The organism is Kitasatospora sp. NPDC004799 (genome assembly GCF_040609095.1).
Lineage (GTDB): Bacteria > Actinomycetota > Actinomycetes > Streptomycetales > Streptomycetaceae > Kitasatospora.
This window is the reverse complement of sequence record NZ_JBEXJK010000185.1, coordinates 1-15,963: the sequence shown is the minus strand read 5'-3', so window position 1 is coordinate 15,963 and position 15,963 is coordinate 1. Positions and strand designations below refer to the sequence as shown.

The window sequence follows — 15,963 nt, the reverse complement described above, 5'->3', positions numbered from 1 at the left end:
ACCGCCTGGGCCGAACAGTTCCTCGACGAGATCGGCGCCGGCCCCGGGGCCCGGACGGCGCTGGTCGGCGCCGGCGGATCGCCGGTCAGCGCTGGCGGATGGTCGAGAAGCCGCAGGCCGGGGTACAGAGGGTGACGATGCCGCTGTAGCGGTAGGTCGTCCGGCCCCGGGTGACGCTGTGCATGGTGTGCTTCTCCCGCAGGTTGAGCTCCCGGCAGCGCGGGCAGGCGGCGGCGACCGGCTTGCCCCAGGGGCGGTTCGGGTTGAGCTTGGCGACCGAGACGGCCAGCAGCACGGCGGACAGGCCGGCGCCGCCGAAGCCGATCACCCGCCACACGCCGTTGCTGGACTCCCGACGGTCGATCATCTCGTCGTAGGAGTAGGTGCCCCCGCCGCCCCGGCTGGACCATATCCGGCACTCGCTGTGCCGGGTCATGGTCGTGCCGTCGCAGGTCGGCGGGGTGTCCGGGTCCGACTTGCCGACCACCAGCGCCAGGAAGAAGCCCAGGGCGATCAGCAGGCCGAACAGGACCACGGCGACGGTCCGGCTGCGGCCGGTGTGCAGCCGTTTGCGCTCGTTGTACGCCGTGTCGATCACTGCCTGGGCCATGTTTCCCCCGTCGACCGCCACTGCTCTGCTCCCGGTGTCCGTGCCGCCCGCCCGGCTCGTCGCTGCGGGCCGGGCGGTTCCCTCGACGAGGGGCGAGAAGAACCCACCATGATCGGCGGCCGTCCGCACCGGACTTGGGGAGAGCTTGACCTATCGGTGATCCGCCGTTACCGACGCCAGGTAGGCAGCCGCCCGGTCCGGGGCCATGAACCAGTCGTCCAGGTCCGTCGGGTCGTCGAAGCCGTTGGCGAAGCGGTCGGCCACGGCCGGCAGTCGGCCGCCCGCGCCGTACAGCTCGAGGGCGTGCGGGGGCGGCGGGGCGAGCATCGCGTTGGTCCAGGTGGTGGCCGGGCCCGCCACCCGCCAGAAGCGGTCGAAGGCGCCCTGCTGGAAGTCCCGGTCGAAGGGCTTGTCGCCGTGGGCGAGGATCGCCTCCAGGTAGCCGGCGGCGCACTTGGCGGCGTTGTTCGACCCCTGGCCGGTGATCGGGTCGTTGAGGACGACCACGTCCGCGACGCCCAGCACCGCGCCGCCGCCGGGCAGTTCGCCGACCGGGTGGCGGACCACCGGGGTGAAGCGCCCGGCCAGGGTGCCGCCCGCGTCGGTGAGTTCGACGCCGGCGCGGGTGCGGTCGTACTCCCAGGGGACGAAGGTCCGCATCAACTCCAGTGTCACCCGCAGGTGTTCGGCCGGATCGCGCAGCCCGTCGAAGGCGTCCGCCGGGCCGCCGGGCAGGGCCTCCCAGAGCAGGATGTCGCAGGGCCCGGACTCCGCCAGCGCCGGCACCGCGAAGAACTCGCCGACGCCCGGCACCACGTTGCAGCGCACCGCCGGGAAGTCGTGCTCGGGGCGCGGTCCGAGCCCGTGCACGTAACTGGCGGCCAGCGCGCGCTGCGGCCGCTCGTACGGGGAGCGGAGGAGGTCGCGCTCGAACAGCGAGGCCAGTGAGCCCTTCCCGGAGGCGACCAGCACCAGGTCGTACGAGCCGGCCAGGTTCTGCAGGTCGGCGGCCGTCACCTGGCGCAGCTCGACCCGGCCGCCGCGCTCGGCGAACAGCTCCAGCCAGGTGGACATCTTCAGCCGCTGGTCGACGGACTGCGCGTAGGCGTCCAGCCGCCCGACCCAGTCGATCGGCCGCTGCCCCTCCGGGCCGGCGACCGACAGCCCGATGCCCTCGATCCGGGGCGCCCGGTCGGCCCACAGGTCCAGGCCGAGGGCCCGCTCGGTGCGCAGCGCGGAGTCGAACATGCACTGACTGGACGTCACCCGCCCGCCGCGCACCTCCTCCGGGCCGCGGTCGGTCAGCACCGTCACGTCGTAGCCGTGGGCCTGCAGTCCCAGGGCCAGTTGGAGTCCCGCCTGCCCGGCGCCGACGATCAGAATTCCGCGCATCGCCCCTGCTCTCCTGGTGGTACGTCCCGGACGGCGGACCGGTACGGGCCGGCCGCCACCGGTCTGCTTACCAGTCGGCGCCGCGCCCGTCCACGGGGTCCGTACCGTCGCCGCGGCCGCAGCCCGGCGCCCCAGCGCGGCCGGGCGGCGGGCGCCTCACCCCGTGACCAGCTGCCGCCCGCTGATCTCCACCGGGCGGATCCGCACCCAGCACGACCGCTCCCCGCCCGCCCAGGGGGCCGCGCCGGGCAGCCCGGCCAGGCGCTCCAGCTCACCCGGGTCGTCCACGTAGTGCGCCGGGCCGAGGGCGAGCACGCTCCAGCCGCGCCCGAGGTACTCGTCGATGTGGTCGACCTGGAAGGAGACCGCGGCCCCCTCCTCCGGGGCGGCGGCGTCGTGCTCGCCGGTGCGGTAGGCGAAGGAGTGCTCGTCCACCACGTAGTTGACCGGCAGCACCACCGGCCCCGGCTCGACCGGCAGGGCGATCCGGCCGATGCCGTGGCCGCCGACCAGCTGCCAGCAGTCCTGCTCGGTGAGGTCGAGCAGCCGGGGGCGCGGGCCCGGGCCGCCCTGGCCGGGCGGGGCGTCGGCGCGGCCCTCCAGCAGCTCGTCGCGGGTGTTGTCGAGGGCGGCGGCGATCCGGACGAAGCCCGCCGGGTCGAACGCGGGCCCGGCGTCCAGCAGGCACCGCAGGTAGCGGGGGGCCATCGCGGCCCGGTTGGCCAGCGCCTCCTCGCTGAGGCCCAGTTGCTCGCGCCGTTCGGCGATCCGGCGGGCCACGGCGGCGGGGTCGGGGATGTCGTGCACGGTGGTGACTCCTCGGCTTGCCGGTGGCCGTCGGGCCGCGTCCGGGCGATGACCAGGGCGGACCCATCCAAGCGCCCGGCCCGCGGCAAGTCGAGCAGCGGCAGGGCCCGTGCGTGTCGGTACGACCGGCGGGAGCCCCGGCCCGCGTCCCCGCCCGCCACTGCGCCGGAAGGCTCAGCCCCGCAGGCCCGCCCGGCGCCGCCGCGTGACGATCGGCTGGACAGCACCCGTGCGCCGGTCGCCGGGAGAAGGGCGCGCCATGAACCTGAACCGACGACGCTTCCTCGCGACCCTCGGCGCCGCCGCCACGGCGGTGGCCGCTGGCGGTGCCCCCGCCCGGGCGCTCACGGCCTTCCCGGCCCGCGACCGCGGCTGGTCCGCCGCACCGCCCGACTGGCAGGCGCTGCGCAACCGCCTGGGCACCCGGCTGGTGCTCCCGGCCGATCCCGGCTACGACACCGCCCGGCTCGGGTTCAACACGCTGAACGACGGACAGCTCCCGGCCGCGGTGGCGCGGTGCGCGTCCGCCGACGACGTGCGGGCCTGCCTGGACGTGGCGCGCGGGCACGGGATCCCGATCGCGGCCCGCTGCGGCGGCCACAGCTACCTGGGGTACAGCATCCCCGACCGGGGCCTGGTGATCGACCTGCGCCTGATGGCCGACGTCCGGGTGCTCCCCGACGGGACCGCCGAGGTCGGTGCCGGGGCCCGCCTGATCGAGGTGTACGCGGCGCTCGCCGGGGCGGGCCGGCTGCTCCCGGCCGGCAGCTGCCCGACCGTCGGGGTCAGCGGCCTGACCCTGGGCGGCGGCCAGGGCGTGCTGACCCGCAAGTACGGCCTCACCTGCGACCGGCTGGCCACGGCCGAGGTGGTGACCGCCGACTCGCGCCTGCTCACCGCCTCGCCCGCCGCGGAGCCCGACCTGTACTGGGCGCTGCGCGGCGGCGGCGGGGGCAACTTCGGCATCGTCACCCGGTTCGGCTTCGCCACCGCCCCCGCGCCCGGTCTGACCGTCTTCGTGCTCGCCTTCCCGGCCGGCTCGGTGCCGGAGGTGCTCGGGGCCTGGCAGCCGTGGGTGTCCGGGGCCCCGTACGAGCTCTGGGCCAGCTGCCAGATCCACGGCGGCACGCCGCCCAGCTGCCGGATCGTCGGCTGCTACGTGGGCGACCCGAGCGCGGCCAACCCGCTGCTCGACCGTCTGGTGACGGCGGCCGGCACCGTGCCCAGCTCGCGCAGCGTCTCCGCCAAGGACTACCTCGGCGCCATGAAGTTCATGGCGGGCTGCTCGACCGTCACCGTCCCCGAGTGCCACCCCACCTGGGAGGGCGGAAAGTTGACCCGGACCGGCTTCGTCGCGGTCTCCCGGATGCTGGGGCCGACGCCGCTCGACCCGGCGCGGGTCACGGCGCTGATGGCCGGCCGCACCGGCGTCGACCTGCTGCTCGACTCCCTGGGCGGCGCGGTCGGCGAGCTCGCCCCCGGTGACACCGCCTTCCCGCACCGCGACTCGCTCGCCGCCGCCCAGGTCTACGCCACCGCCACGCCGCTCAGCGAGGACCGGGTCCGGACCACCGTGAACACGATCCGCGACGGCCTGGCCGGGCTCGGCGCGCGCGGCGCGTACGTCAACTACATCGACGGCACGCTGCCCGACTGGGGCCGCGCCTACTACGGCGCCAACCTGCCCCGGCTGAAGGACGTGGCGCGCCGCTACGACCCGGACGGGGTCTTCGCCTTCCCCCAGTCCGTCACGGCCGCCCCGGCCCGCCGGTCCCGTTAGGACCTGCCGTCAGGCCGTCCCGGCGGCGGTCCCGCCGGGCCGGGGCGAGGGCGGCGAGCACCGCCGCCGCGGTGAGCACGAACGCCCACGGGTAGCCCGTCCCGCCCGCGACCGCCCCGAAGGCGACCGCGCCGACGCCCATCGCGCCGTCGTAGGCGACGTTCCACAGCGCCGTCACCGTGCCGTACCCGGCGGGCGTCACCCGCGCGTACATCAGCGCCAGCGTCGCGTTCTGCGCGACGCCGAAGCCCGCGCCGAACACCGCGGCCCCGGCCACCACCGCGACCGCGCTGCCGGTGGCCGCCAGCAGCAGCACCCCGACCGCCGAGACCAGCAGGGCGGGCACCACCAGCCCGGCCGAGCCCCGCCGGTCCCCGTACCGCCCGGCCAGCCAGCGGGTCAGCGTCGCGGCCCCGGGCTGGACCAGCAGCGCCACCGCGACGACGGTCCCCGACGGCACCGCGAGCGGCAGGAAGGTGACCAGGACCCCGGCCGCCAGCGCCGTCGCACCGAACACCGCGGCCGGCCGCAGCAGCGCGCCGCTGCGCAGCCCCTCCCGCACGCCCACCGCCGGCCCGGTGGCCCGGGTGCGGTCCGGCAGCGCCGGGACGGAGGCCACGGCGGCCAGCGGCGCCGCCGCCCCGATCGCGAACACCCAGCCCCAGCCGAGGTGCTGGCCCAGCCAGACGCCGAACGGCAGGCCGACCAGGGCGGGCAGCCCGGAGACCAGGCCGACCAGCGCGAGCCCCTCCGCCCGCCGCTCGGCCGGGATCAGCGCGGCGGTCAGCGCGCCGCCCGCCACCAGCGCGACGGCGAAGCCGAGCCCGCGCAGCAGGCAGACCGCCACCACGGCCGCCAGGCCACCGGTCCAGGCCAGCACCAGTGTGGGCGCGCCGAGCAGCACCAACCCCGCCGCCAGTACGGGGCGGTAGCCGAAGCGGGAGGTCAGCGAAGGGGTGGCCAGCTCGCCGATCACAGTGGCGAGCATCAGCGCGCCGGTGGCCGCTCCGGCCGCGTGCCCGCCCCCGCCGGACTCCCGGGCGTACAGCGGCACGGCGGAGAGCAGCAGGTTGAAGCCGACGGAGGTGCCGAGCAGGGAGACGAAGCGCAGCAGCAGCGCCCGCGTCACCAGCGGCGGCCGGGCGCAGCCGGAGCCCGCCGCGGTGTCGGTCGTGGTGGTCACCCGGCGACGCTACCGGCCCGGACGGCCGGAGGGTAGGGGCCGTCGCGACCGGGCCGAGCCATAGGCCGGCCCTATGACGTCATAGATCACCACCACCTACGTCCCAGGTCATCCGTAGGGTTTGCTACAAAGGTTGAGACCACATTTGCACCGCGCCGACCGGAGGACCACTCGTCATGCCCCGCCCGATCCGAGTCGCGATCGTCGGAGCCGGCCCCGCCGGCATCTACGCCGCGGATGCCCTGCTGAAGTCCGACGCCGCCCAGGACCCCGGTGTCTCGATCGACCTGTTCGAGCGGATGCCCGCCCCGTTCGGCCTGATCCGGTACGGGGTCGCGCCCGACCACCCGCGGATCAAGGGCATCGTCACGGCCCTGCACCAGGTGCTCGACAAGCCCCAGGTCCGGCTGTTCGGCAACGTCGACTACCCGAACGACCTCGCCCTGGACGACCTGCACCGGTTCTACGACGCCGTGGTCTTCTCCACCGGCGCGATGGCCGACCGCGCCCTGGACATACCCGGCATCCACCTCGACGGCTCCTACGGCGCGGCCGACTTCGTCTCCTGGTACGACGGCCACCCGGACGTGCCCCGCACCTGGCCGCTGGAGGCCGAGAAGGTCGCCGTCCTGGGCGTCGGCAACGTCGCCCTGGACGTCGCCCGGATCCTCGCCAAGACCGCCGACGAGCTGCTGCCCACCGAGATCCCGCCGAACGTCCACGAGGGCCTGCAGCGCAACCGGGCCGTCGAGGTGCACGTCTTCGGCCGCCGCGGCCCGGCCCAGGCCAAGTTCAGCCCGATGGAGCTGCGCGAGCTGGACCACTCCCCCACCATCGAGGTGATCGTCGCCCCCGAGGACATCGAGTACGACGAGGGCTCGATCGCCGAGCGCCGCGCGGTCAAGCACGTCGACCTGGTGGCCTCGACGCTGGAGAACTGGGCGATCCGCGACGTCGGCGACCGCCCGCACCGGGTGTACCTGCACTTCTTCGAGTCTCCGGTGGAGGTGCTCGGCGAGGACGGCCGGGTGGTCGGCCTGCGCACCGAGCGCACCGAGCTGGACGGCACCGGCAACGTGCGCGGCACCGGGCGGTTCACCGACTGGGACGTGCAGTCGGTCTACCGCGCGGTCGGCTACTACTCCGACGAGCTGCCCAAGCTGCCCTTCGACCCGGCCTCGGGCACCGTCCCGCACCAGGCCGGGCGGGTGCTGGACGGCGACGGCTCGCACCGCACCGCCACGTACGTCACCGGCTGGATCAAGCGCGGCCCGGTCGGCCTGATCGGCCACACCAAGGGCGACGCCAACGAGACCGTCGCCTGCCTGCTGGACGACCACGCCGCCGACCGCCTGCCCGGCGCCGTCGAGCCGGACCCGGCGGCCGTCGAGGCGCACCTGCGCGCGCAGGGCGTCCGCTTCACCACCTGGGCGGGCTGGCAGCTGCTGGACGCCCACGAGCGCGCGCTCGGCGAGGCCGAGCAGCGCGAGCGGGTCAAGGTCGTCGAGCGCGAGGACATGCTCCGCCACAGCGGCGCCTGAGCACCGCCGGCCGAATCCCGCGGGAACGCCCTCCGGAACACTCCCGCGGGATTCGCGGCCGGCGGCCGCACCGGGAGATCCGCGGGCGGCCGCCCGACCCTCCGTCAGGGGCGGACGATCGGCAGCAGCAACTCGTCCACGATCTCCGCCGGATCGAGCTGCACCGCGTCCCCACCGCACATCTTGATCCGGTACAGCATCAGCGCCGGCACCAGGTCGGTGACCAGCGGGGTGACCGCCCCGGGGCGGACCTCGCCGCGCAGGGTGCCGCGGTCCAGCACCTCGGCGATCAGCGCCGTCGTCGGCTCGACCACCCGTTCCAGCACGATCTCCACGAAGGCGTGCGCCCGCTGGTGGTCCAGCTCGCTCATGATGGCGCGGACGGCCGCGCCCAGCTCGCTGAACATCGCGGCGCGCAGCCTGGTGACCACCTCCAGCAGGTCCCCGCGCAGGCTGCCGGTGTCGGGGGCCGGGCCGGACGGCGGCAGGCTGGCCCGCAGCGCGTCCTTGACCAGCTCCTCCTTGGAGGACCAGCGGCGGTAGAGCGCGGCCTTGCCGGTCTGCGCGGCGGCGGCCACCCCCTCCATGGTCAGCCGGGCGTAGCCGTCGGTGGTGAGCTGCTGGAGGACCGCCTCGTAGATGGCGCTCTCCAGCGCCTCGCCGCGCCGCCGCAGCGGGGCGCCCGTCACCGTCCCGTGCCCGGTATCCGTCTCAGCGGTCATGGTCGCGCACCTTCTTCTGTCGCCCTTCCCCGGTCCCGTCGCCTCCCGTCCGCGCCGACGGAACTCCGGGAGGTCCCGGGCCGGCCGCACGCAGGGGGAAGCGATCTCCCTATCACGATGTCCTTGAGCCCGGGCAGAGCCGGGACCCACTGTCGATGTTAGTGAACGAACCCGTTCCCGCCGTCTTCCGGGTTGCGCCGTGCGGTGGCCCCTGCCGCACCGCGGGACCGGGGCAGGACCGGGACCGGGACGGGACCGTCGCCCCATGCGGCTGGGGCACCACTGGGGGTGGCATGGAGGGGCAGGTCGCAGCGGAGCCGCCTGCGGAACCCCTGGAGGACCTCATGACCGACAGATCGGCCAGTACGGCCCTGATGGCCGCCGGTGCCGCCGCGGTCCTCGCCGCCGTGACCCTCGCCGCCAAGGTGCGCCGGAGCCCGGGACCGGGCGTCGAGGGCGACTCGGGAACGGACGAGCAGCAGAGCCTGAGCACCGCCCTCGCCCAGCCCCTGATCCGGCACTGCACGCCCCCCAACTGCCACTGACCCCCCGCTGATCCCGGAACCACCGATACGCCCCCGGCCGCCGCCCGGCGCGCCCGGGGGCCCTTCCCGTGCGAGGACGCCATGGACCCGGCATGAGGACCGCCGGCGATGAGGACCGTCAGCCGCTCGCGGGCCGCCGCGGGAGCACCGCGTGCACCCGGGTACCGCGCCGCAGGGCGTCCACGGTGCAGCTGCCGCCGACCTCCGCGGCCCGCTCCGACATCGACCGCAGCCCCACCCCCGGATGCACCGGCAGGCCGTGACCCGGCCCCTGCCCGTCGTCCTCGACGTCGAGCTCCAGGTGCCCGTCGGTCACCTCGACGGACACCGTGGCGCTTCTCGCCCGGGCGTGCCGCAGCACGTTGTTGAGCGCCTCCGCGGTGATCCGGTAGACCGCGACCTCGACGGCGGCGGGCAGCGGTGGAAGCGGGTCGGGGTCCAGCCGGGTGGTGACGGTGAGGTCCGGGCCGCTGAAGGTCTCGGCGAGCCGGCTCAGCGCCAGCGACAGCCCGTAGTCGCCCAGGGCCGTCGGCCCGAGCCGGTCGGTGATCCGCCGGACCTCGGTGACCGCCGAGGCGAGGTCGTCCGCGACCCGGTCCAGCACGACGGCGTAGCGCTCCGGGTCGTCCACCGCGGCCGCGCCCTGGAGGCGCAGCCGCAGTCCGGCCAGCATCGGGCCGAGCCCGTCGTGGATGTCCCGGCGCAGTTGGCGGCGCTCCTCCTCCCGGGCCCCGACGATCCGCTCGCGGCTGGCCCGCAGGTCCTCCATCAGCTGGAGCGAGGCGACGGCGGGCGCGGCCTGGTCGGCGAGCGAGCGCAGGATGTCGCGGTCGCTGTCGTCCAGCACCCGCTGGCCCTCGCGCGGGGCGGCGGTGAGCCGTCCGATCCGCTCCCCGTGGTGGACCAGCGGGAAGGACTCGCCGCTGCCGGAGAGCTCCCCGACGGCGGCCAGCGAGCGTTCGCCGCTCCGCGTGGAGACGGTCAACTCGACGCCGGGGAGGAGGAGTTCGTCACTGACGGTGCGGCACAGCACGGTCGGCACCTCCTGCGGGTCGACCGTCTCGCGGACCCGTCCGGCCAGGCTGCGCAGCACCTGGTACGGCTGGGCGCGCGACCCGTAGTACCAGCGGTCGACGAGGCCGGAGGCCAGCCGGACGCCCCGGGGCAGGCCGATCGCGAGCAGGAACAGGGCGGCGACCACCAGCAGCGCGCCGAGCCCGCGGCCGGGCACGAGCATGGTGGCCAGCAGTCGCGAGGCCGCCACGAACGCCGCGACCAGCGTCGCGGCCACCAGCAGTCCGACCAGCACCCGGCGGGCGGCGCGGTCGAGCCGCCACGACCTGTTCCGGACCACCACGACGGCCAGGGTGAGCGGCCACAGCCCCGAGGTGACCAGGAACGCGACGTAGGCGGCCACGCCCTGGTCGAAGTAGTAGCCGAGTTCGGCTCCGCCCCACAGCAGGTAGACGGCGAGGCCGACCAGGACGTTCTGCCTGCGCCGCCCGGACACCCCGCGGATACGGGCCAGCGGGACGAGCACCACCAGGACGGTCAGCACGACGTACACGATCAGCTGGGTGTGGAGCATCCGGTCGTTGAAGTCCTGCAGCCACGTCGCGACGCCGCTGCCGGCGAACGGGTTCGGCTGGCCGAACACCGTGGGCTCCTGGACGTAGAAACTGGCCGGAGGCAGCCGCCACAGGGCCACGGCGCCGATCGCCGGCCACCACCGCCGGCTCGGCAGGGTGCCGGACGGCAGCCAGAGCGGCAGCGCGTGCCACAGGGCTCCGTTGACGGTGTCGCACAGCGAGGACAGGACCACCACCAACCCGACGACGGGAGGGCTGACCCGCTCGCCCCAGAGCGGCGCCTGGGCGGCGAGCGGGACGATCAGCGTCGCCCCGTACGCGAGCAGCACCCAGCCGAGCTGGTTCCCGGGCCGGTGGGCGTGCAGCAGCACCCCGCCGACGGCGGCCGCGAGGCCGTAGCCGAGCACGGCCAGGCTGTGGAGCGACACCGAGACCCCGGGGGCCGAGAGGTGGCTCAGCACGTACCCCGCCCACAGACCGCCGGCCACCAGGCAGACGAGCGCGACCAGCCCGGCCGCGGCCAGTTGCCGCTCCGCCGGGCCGGACCGTGGCCGCCACCAGGCTCGCCGGACGCTCTCCACCGTCATGTCCGCCATGTCCGCCCTCTCCACGCCGGGCCCCTCCAGACTCCTGAAGTCTCCGCCGCCCGTTGTCCCGGGTGCATGAGGCAGCAGCCCCGCCGTCCGCCCCCGGCAGCCGGATTCCACCGGCGGCCCGGCCGCACCGCGCCGCCGTCCGCGCCGGGAGGCGGCGGGCCCGGCGCGCGCCGATACTGGGGCCGCCCGGCTTCCCGGGCACGCCGCGCGGATGAGCGGATGAGGAGCAGACCATGACCGAACCCGTCGTCGTCGGATACGACGGCTCGCCCGAGAGCCTCGCCGCCACCGAGTGGGCCGCCCGCGAGGCGCGGCGCCGCGGCTGCCCGCTGGACGTCCTGCAGGCCTGGCCGCGGGCGTCCCAGGAGGCGGCCGGCAGCGAGCAGACCTACCGGCACGCGATGGACCGACTGGCCGTCCGGGCCGATGAGTTGCGCGCACCGGCCGGGGCCGGACCGGTCACCTCCGCGATCGTCCCGACCGATCCGGCCGAGGCGCTGGAGGCGGCCGGGGAGTCGGCCGCCCTGCTCGTCCTGGGCTCGCGCGGCCTGGGCGCCGTCCGCGGGTTCCTGGTCGGCTCGGTGAGCCAGGAGGTGCTGCGCCGGGCGAGCTGCCCAGTGGTGCTGGTCCGGGCGGAGGCGGTCGAGGCCGAGGGCCCGGTGCTGGTGGGCCTGGACCTCACCCATCCGATGGACGACGTGCTGGCCTTCGCCTTCGACGCGGCCGCCCGGCGCCGGGCCCCGCTGCGGGTGGTGCACGTCTGGTCGCCGCCGGTCGCCAGCGAGTACATGGCGCTGCAGGCCGTCGGCGGGCTGAAGGGCGAGCTCTCCGCCGTCGAGCGGACCCGCTTCGCCGAGCAGCTGGACCCGTGGCGGGAGCGCCACCCCGAGGTGTCGGTGACCGCCGACCTGATCCAGGGCAGCCGCTCGGCCGCCCTGGTGGACGCGGCGGCCGGGGCCCGACTGCTCGTCGTCGGCCGCCGCGTCCGGCGCACCCTGCTCGGCGCCCACCTGGGCCCGGTCGCGCACGCCGCGATCCACCACGTGCGCTGCCCGGTCGCCCTCGTCCGGCACGCCTGACCGGCCCGGGCCGGCCCGCGGGGCGGGGGTGCCGGGGCGTCAGCGGATCGCGGCCTCGATCTGGGCGAGGTGGGCGGCCAGGATCTCCTCGAAGGCCGCCCGGCGGTCCACCCCGAGCGGGCGGATCTCGCGGGCGAAGTGGGCCAGGGCCGGGAAGCGTTCGGGGTCGGCGCCGAGCACCCCGACCCGGAAGTGCTCCATGCCCTGGTCGTACTCCTCGGCGGTGAGGCCGCCGATCCCGGCCTCGCCGGCGATCAGGGCGGAGAGCAGGACGACGATCCGGTGGTAGCGCGCCGGGATCTGCTCCTCGGGCAGGCCGGACGCCCGCAGGGCCTGCAGCACCTCCTCCATGGCCAGCCGGGAGCCGGCGCCGCCCGAGGCGTAGCGCCCCCAGACCGCGGCCAGCTGGGGCTGCTGCCCGAAGGCCTCCCGCAGGCGCAGCGCCAGGGCGGTGATGCGCTGCTTCCAGTCCCCCTCCGGCCGGTGGTCGGCGAGGGCGGCCAGCAGGATGCGGTCGGCGACCGCCCGCATCAGCTCGGTCTTGTTGCGGAAGTGCCGGTAGAGGCTGGAGGAGTCCGTCCCGAGCGCGGCGGCGAGCTTGCGCACGCTGAAGGACTCGGCGTCGCCCGTGCGCAGCAGCTCCGTCGCCGTGTCCAGGATCTCCTCGGTCGACCATCGCCTGCGGCCTGCCATGCCACCCCTTTCGTCGGGGCCCAGTCTAAGCCATTGCGCACAGGACTGCACGCGGCATTGCACTCGCCATTGCACGCGGTGCGTGCATAATGAGGACGCGAGCCCGTTCCACCCCGCACGACCACCGATGACGCGCCCGGCCGCCGGCCGGGGAGGGGAGCAGACATGAGCGACGCCACGACCGACACGACCGGCACGGACACCACGACCGGCACGGACGCCACGGGTGCCACCCCCGCCGCGCGGCCGCCGCAGCCGGACTTCTCGGCGATCACCGCCGAGGAGCTGACCGCCTACCGCGAGGCGGAGAACCGCTTCCGGGCCTCCGCCGCGGCCCGGGCGATGACCGGGGAGCCCGCCCCCGGTGCCGTGATCCGCTGGGAGCGGGTGGCGCTGCCCGGCCGGGACCTGCCGGTCCGGGTGCACCGGCCGTCGCACCCGGACGGCCGGCCGGGAGCCGGCGCCGCGCGGCCGCTCGTCCTGCACGTCCACGGCGGCGCCTTCGTCGGCACGGCCGTGCAGAGCGACTGGATCAACAGCCACGTCGCCGCCGAGCTGGACGCGGTCGTGGTCTCGGTCGAGCACCGCCTGCTCCACCACACGACCCCGCTGGCGGCGGCCGTCGACGACGGCTGGGACACCCTCCGGCACGTGCTGCGGCACGCCGGGGAGTGGGGCGTCGACCCCGGGCGCACGGCCGTCCTCGGCGAGAGCTGCGGCGGGCTGATCGGCGCCCTGGCCGCGATCCGGGCCCGGGAGGCCGGCCTGCCGATCGCCGCACAGGTGCTGGTCAACCCCGCCGTGGACGTGACCGCGTCGATGTTCGACCACCCCTCGATGGCCGAGTACGGGCCGGCCACCGGCGCCCTGCCGACGCTGGAGCTGTTCCGCCGGCTCGCCGCCGTGTCGGGCGTGGACGCCCGCGCGCTCTCCCCGCTGTCCGCCGACGACCTGGCCGGGCTGGCCCCGGCGCTCGTGGTGGTGCCGACCCACGACGCGCTGGCCGACCACGGCCGCCGCTACGCCGAGCGGCTGCGGGCGGCCGGCGTCGCCGTCCGGCTGACCGAGTACCCGGGCGCGCCGCACGCGTTCCTCAGCATGCCGGGCCTGGTGCCGCAGGCCGCGGCCGCCCGGACCGAGATCATCGGCTTCCTCGGTTCGGCCCTCGGCGCGGGCACCGCAGGGGTTACGGTCCGATAGGGGCCGCGGCGGGCCGCACGGGCGACTCCGCCCGGCCGTCCCGGGGACCGGCAGAGACGACGGAGGCAGTCAGCGTGAAGCGCATCGGCATCATCGGAGTGGGCGAGATCGGCCGGGCGCTGGTCATGGGGCTGCGCCACGGGGAGGAGGACGGGCCGGAGGTCCTGCTCTCCCCGCGCGGCGCCCGGACCGCCGCCGAGCTGGCCGAGCGGTACCAGGGCGTGCGGGTGTGCGCCGACAACCAGGAGGTGGTGGACGGCTCCGAGCTGGTCGTCGTCGCGCTGCGCCGCCAGGACTGGCGCACGGCCCTGACCGGGCTGGCGGTGCCCGACGACCGGATCGTGGTCAACGTGATCCCCGGCGTCGGCACCGGGGAGCTGCGCCGGGTGCTGGCCACGGAGGCGCCGGTGGTCCACGCCATCCCGCTGCCGCCCGTCCGCGAGCGCCGCTCGGTCACCGCCGTCCACCCCTCGCACCCCGAGGTGGACGCGCTCTTCGAGCGGCTGGGCGGGGTGCTGCCGGTCGCGGACGAGGCGGCGCTCGACGTGCTGTCCGCGCTGACCTCGACGCTCACCACCCACTACGCGTTCCTCGGCACGCTCGTCGACTGGGCCGCCGGCCAGGGCGTCCCCGCCGAGGACGCCGACCGGTTCGTGCGCGGCGTCTTCCAGGGCGTCGGCCGCTCGCTGGGCGACGGGACCCGCTCGCTGGAGCGGCTCGCGGCCGACCACGAGACGCCGGGCGGGAGCAACGAGCGCATCCGCACCACCTGGTACGACCGGGCCAACTCCCAGGCCCTGCGCACCGCCCTCGACGGGCTCGTCACCGACCTCCACGCCGGCCACCGGTAGGTCGCGGGGCCCCGGAGCCGTCGGCCCTCCCGGGGGCCGGCGGCTCCGGGCTCGCCGGGCGGCGCCGTATCACGTCCGGCTGACGACCGTTAGCATGACGGGTATGACGCCGTTCATCGGCGTCGGTTCGCACAGATTCCACAGTGGTTTCGAGGAGTTGACGATGAGTCGCGCTTTCCCTCTGTTCCGGACGACCGATCCCGTCCCCGAGGAGGAGCGACGCACCATCCTCGCCGCACCGGGGTTCGGCAAGTTCTTCACCGACCACATGGCCACGGCCACCTGGACGCCCGCCGAGGGCTGGCACGACCGCAAGGTCGCCGCGCTGGCGCCGTACTCGCTGCACCCGAGCGCCGCCGTGCTGCACTACGCCCAGGAGATCTTCGAGGGCCTGAAGGCCTACCGCCACGCCGACGGCAGCGTCTGGCTGTTCCGCCCGGAGTTCAACGCCCGCCGCTTCGCCCGCTCCGCCCAGCGGCTCGCCCTGCCGGAGCTGCCGGAGGAGGACTTCCTCGCCAGCATCGAGGAGCTGGTCCGCGCCGACGAGGCGTGGGTGCCGGGCTCGGGTGACGAGAAGAGCCTCTACCTGCGGCCGTTCATGTTCGCCGTGGAGGCCTTCCTCGGCGTGCGGCCCGCCGAGGAGATCGCCTACTCGGTGATCGCCAGCCCGGCCGGCCCGTACTTCGCCGGCGGCGTCAAGGGCATCACGCTCTGGGTCAGCAGCAACTACACCCGCGCCGGGCGGGGCGGCACCGGCGCCGCCAAGTGCGGCGGCAACTACGCCTCCAGCCTGGCCGCGCAGCTGGAGTCCCGCGAGCACGGCTGCGACCAGGTGCTGTTCCTGGACGACACCGGCGGCGAGGGCGACCTGGAGGAGTCCGGCACGATGAACCTGTGCCTGGTCACCTCGGCCGGCGAGCTGGTCACCCCCGCGCTCGGGAACATCCTCGACGGGGTGACGCGGGACTCGATCCTGGCCCTGGCGGGCGAGTTCGGGCTGACCAGGGTGGAGCGCTCGGTCACCCTCGCCGAGCTGCGGGCCGGCGCCGCCAACGGCACGGTCACCGAGGTGTTCGCCGCCGGGACGGCCGCGGTGATCACCCCGATCGTCGGATTCAAGGGCGAGGGCTACGAGTTCACCATCGGCAGCGGCACGCCCGGCAAGCAGACCCTCGCGCTGCGCGAGCACATGCTGGACATCCAGTACGGGCGCACCGAGGACGTGCACGGCTGGATGCGCCGGGTGGTCTGACCCGCCTCGGCGGGCTCGGCGGGGGGGCCCCCCCCGGGCCCCCCCCCCGGCCCCCGGCGGGGCCGGGCCCCTCGGCCGTACCGTGGAGGGGTGCAGGCAAGGCGGCGGCGTCGCTACTACTTC

14 protein-coding genes are annotated in these 15,963 nt (G+C 75.6%); 7 read left to right on the top strand and 7 right to left on the bottom strand.

What is annotated here, in order from left to right; all coding sequences use genetic code 11:
* Positions 1-85 precede the first annotated feature (85 nt).
* The 3 genes from ABZW03_RS22740 to ABZW03_RS22730 all read right to left on the bottom strand — a co-directional run bounded on the left by ABZW03_RS22740 (position 86) and on the right by ABZW03_RS22730 (position 2,809).
* A complete protein-coding gene (locus ABZW03_RS22740; protein WP_355261153.1) occupies positions 86-610 on the bottom strand; it encodes a hypothetical protein in 525 nt (174 codons plus the stop codon).
* Between the two features lie 150 nt (positions 611-760).
* Entirely contained in the window at positions 761-2,002 is a 1,242-nt protein-coding gene (locus tag ABZW03_RS22735; protein ID WP_355261150.1) for a styrene monooxygenase/indole monooxygenase family protein, read from the bottom strand.
* A gap of 156 nt (positions 2,003-2,158) precedes the next feature.
* Positions 2,159-2,809 carry a pyridoxamine 5'-phosphate oxidase family protein gene (locus ABZW03_RS22730; protein WP_355261147.1) on the bottom strand — a complete coding sequence of 217 codons (651 nt, stop codon included), beginning with the start codon at positions 2,807-2,809 and terminating at the stop codon, positions 2,159-2,161.
* A gap of 259 nt (positions 2,810-3,068) precedes the next feature.
* On the opposite strand from ABZW03_RS22730, the gene ABZW03_RS22725 reads away from it, so the two are divergent.
* Positions 3,069-4,589 carry an FAD-binding oxidoreductase gene (locus tag ABZW03_RS22725; RefSeq protein ID WP_355261144.1) on the top strand — a complete coding sequence of 507 codons (1,521 nt, stop codon included), beginning with the start codon at positions 3,069-3,071 and terminating at the stop codon, positions 4,587-4,589.
* On the opposite strand, the gene ABZW03_RS22720 is transcribed toward ABZW03_RS22725, so the two are convergent.
* A complete protein-coding gene (locus ABZW03_RS22720) occupies positions 4,558-5,772 on the bottom strand; it encodes an MFS transporter (protein WP_355261140.1) in 1,215 nt (404 codons plus the stop codon). The genes ABZW03_RS22725 and ABZW03_RS22720 overlap by 32 nt on opposite strands.
* A gap of 176 nt (positions 5,773-5,948) precedes the next feature.
* Here ABZW03_RS22720 and ABZW03_RS22715 point away from each other — a divergent pair, with 176 nt between their 5' ends.
* Complete coding sequence (locus ABZW03_RS22715; RefSeq protein WP_355261137.1) at positions 5,949-7,313, top strand: FAD-dependent oxidoreductase; 1,365 nt, start codon at positions 5,949-5,951, stop codon at positions 7,311-7,313.
* Between the two features lie 104 nt (positions 7,314-7,417).
* Here ABZW03_RS22715 and ABZW03_RS22710 read toward each other — a convergent pair whose 3' ends face one another.
* Positions 7,418-8,035, bottom strand: a complete 618-nt coding sequence (locus ABZW03_RS22710) for a TetR-like C-terminal domain-containing protein (protein ID WP_355261134.1) — start codon at positions 8,033-8,035, stop codon at positions 7,418-7,420.
* A 344-nt stretch (positions 8,036-8,379) separates the two neighbouring features.
* On the opposite strand from ABZW03_RS22710, the gene ABZW03_RS22705 reads away from it, so the two are divergent.
* On the top strand, positions 8,380-8,580 hold the full coding sequence (locus ABZW03_RS22705) for a hypothetical protein (RefSeq protein WP_355261131.1): 201 nt from the start codon (positions 8,380-8,382) through the stop codon (positions 8,578-8,580).
* 118 nt (positions 8,581-8,698) lie between these two features.
* Here ABZW03_RS22705 and ABZW03_RS22700 read toward each other — a convergent pair whose 3' ends face one another.
* A complete protein-coding gene (locus tag ABZW03_RS22700; RefSeq protein ID WP_355261128.1) occupies positions 8,699-10,765 on the bottom strand; it encodes a histidine kinase in 2,067 nt (688 codons plus the stop codon).
* A 233-nt stretch (positions 10,766-10,998) separates the two neighbouring features.
* On the opposite strand from ABZW03_RS22700, the gene ABZW03_RS22695 reads away from it, so the two are divergent.
* Entirely contained in the window at positions 10,999-11,844 is an 846-nt protein-coding gene (locus tag ABZW03_RS22695) for a universal stress protein (RefSeq protein ID WP_355261125.1), read from the top strand.
* Positions 11,845-11,883: 39 nt separating this feature from the next.
* Here ABZW03_RS22695 and ABZW03_RS22690 read toward each other — a convergent pair whose 3' ends face one another.
* On the bottom strand, positions 11,884-12,537 hold the full coding sequence (locus ABZW03_RS22690; protein WP_355261122.1) for a TetR family transcriptional regulator: 654 nt from the start codon (positions 12,535-12,537) through the stop codon (positions 11,884-11,886).
* Between the two features lie 165 nt (positions 12,538-12,702).
* Here ABZW03_RS22690 and ABZW03_RS22685 point away from each other — a divergent pair, with 165 nt between their 5' ends.
* The 3 genes from ABZW03_RS22685 (at position 12,703) to ABZW03_RS22675 (ending at position 15,840) form a co-directional block, all read left to right on the top strand.
* Positions 12,703-13,737 carry an alpha/beta hydrolase gene (locus ABZW03_RS22685; RefSeq protein WP_355261119.1) on the top strand — a complete coding sequence of 345 codons (1,035 nt, stop codon included), beginning with the start codon at positions 12,703-12,705 and terminating at the stop codon, positions 13,735-13,737.
* A gap of 74 nt (positions 13,738-13,811) precedes the next feature.
* Positions 13,812-14,588 (top strand): NAD(P)-binding domain-containing protein, encoded by a 777-nt coding sequence (locus tag ABZW03_RS22680; protein ID WP_355261116.1) that lies wholly within the window; start codon positions 13,812-13,814, stop codon positions 14,586-14,588.
* A gap of 163 nt (positions 14,589-14,751) precedes the next feature.
* Entirely contained in the window at positions 14,752-15,840 is a 1,089-nt protein-coding gene (locus tag ABZW03_RS22675) for a branched-chain amino acid aminotransferase (protein ID WP_355261113.1), read from the top strand.
* Positions 15,841-15,963 lie beyond the last annotated feature (123 nt).

Bases quoted from the DNA above. Each gene is read 5' to 3' on its own strand.
- ABZW03_RS22740 (WP_355261153.1), bottom strand. From the start codon at position 610: ATGGCCCAGGCAGTGATCGACACGGCGTACAACGAGCGCAAACGGCTG.
- ABZW03_RS22735 (WP_355261150.1), bottom strand. From the start codon at position 2,002: ATGCGCGGAATTCTGATCGTCGGCGCCGGGCAGGCGGGACTCCAACTG.
- ABZW03_RS22725 (WP_355261144.1), top strand. From the start codon at position 3,069: ATGAACCTGAACCGACGACGCTTCCTCGCGACCCTCGGCGCCGCCGCC.
- ABZW03_RS22715 (WP_355261137.1), top strand. From the start codon at position 5,949: ATGCCCCGCCCGATCCGAGTCGCGATCGTCGGAGCCGGCCCCGCCGGC.
- ABZW03_RS22710 (WP_355261134.1), bottom strand. From the start codon at position 8,035: ATGACCGCTGAGACGGATACCGGGCACGGGACGGTGACGGGCGCCCCG.
- ABZW03_RS22705 (WP_355261131.1), top strand. From the start codon at position 8,380: ATGACCGACAGATCGGCCAGTACGGCCCTGATGGCCGCCGGTGCCGCC.
- ABZW03_RS22700 (WP_355261128.1), bottom strand. From the start codon at position 10,765: ATGGCGGACATGACGGTGGAGAGCGTCCGGCGAGCCTGGTGGCGGCCA.
- ABZW03_RS22695 (WP_355261125.1), top strand. From the start codon at position 10,999: ATGACCGAACCCGTCGTCGTCGGATACGACGGCTCGCCCGAGAGCCTC.
- ABZW03_RS22690 (WP_355261122.1), bottom strand. From the start codon at position 12,537: ATGGCAGGCCGCAGGCGATGGTCGACCGAGGAGATCCTGGACACGGCG.
- ABZW03_RS22685 (WP_355261119.1), top strand. From the start codon at position 12,703: ATGAGCGACGCCACGACCGACACGACCGGCACGGACACCACGACCGGC.
- ABZW03_RS22675 (WP_355261113.1), top strand. From the start codon at position 14,752: ATGAGTCGCGCTTTCCCTCTGTTCCGGACGACCGATCCCGTCCCCGAG.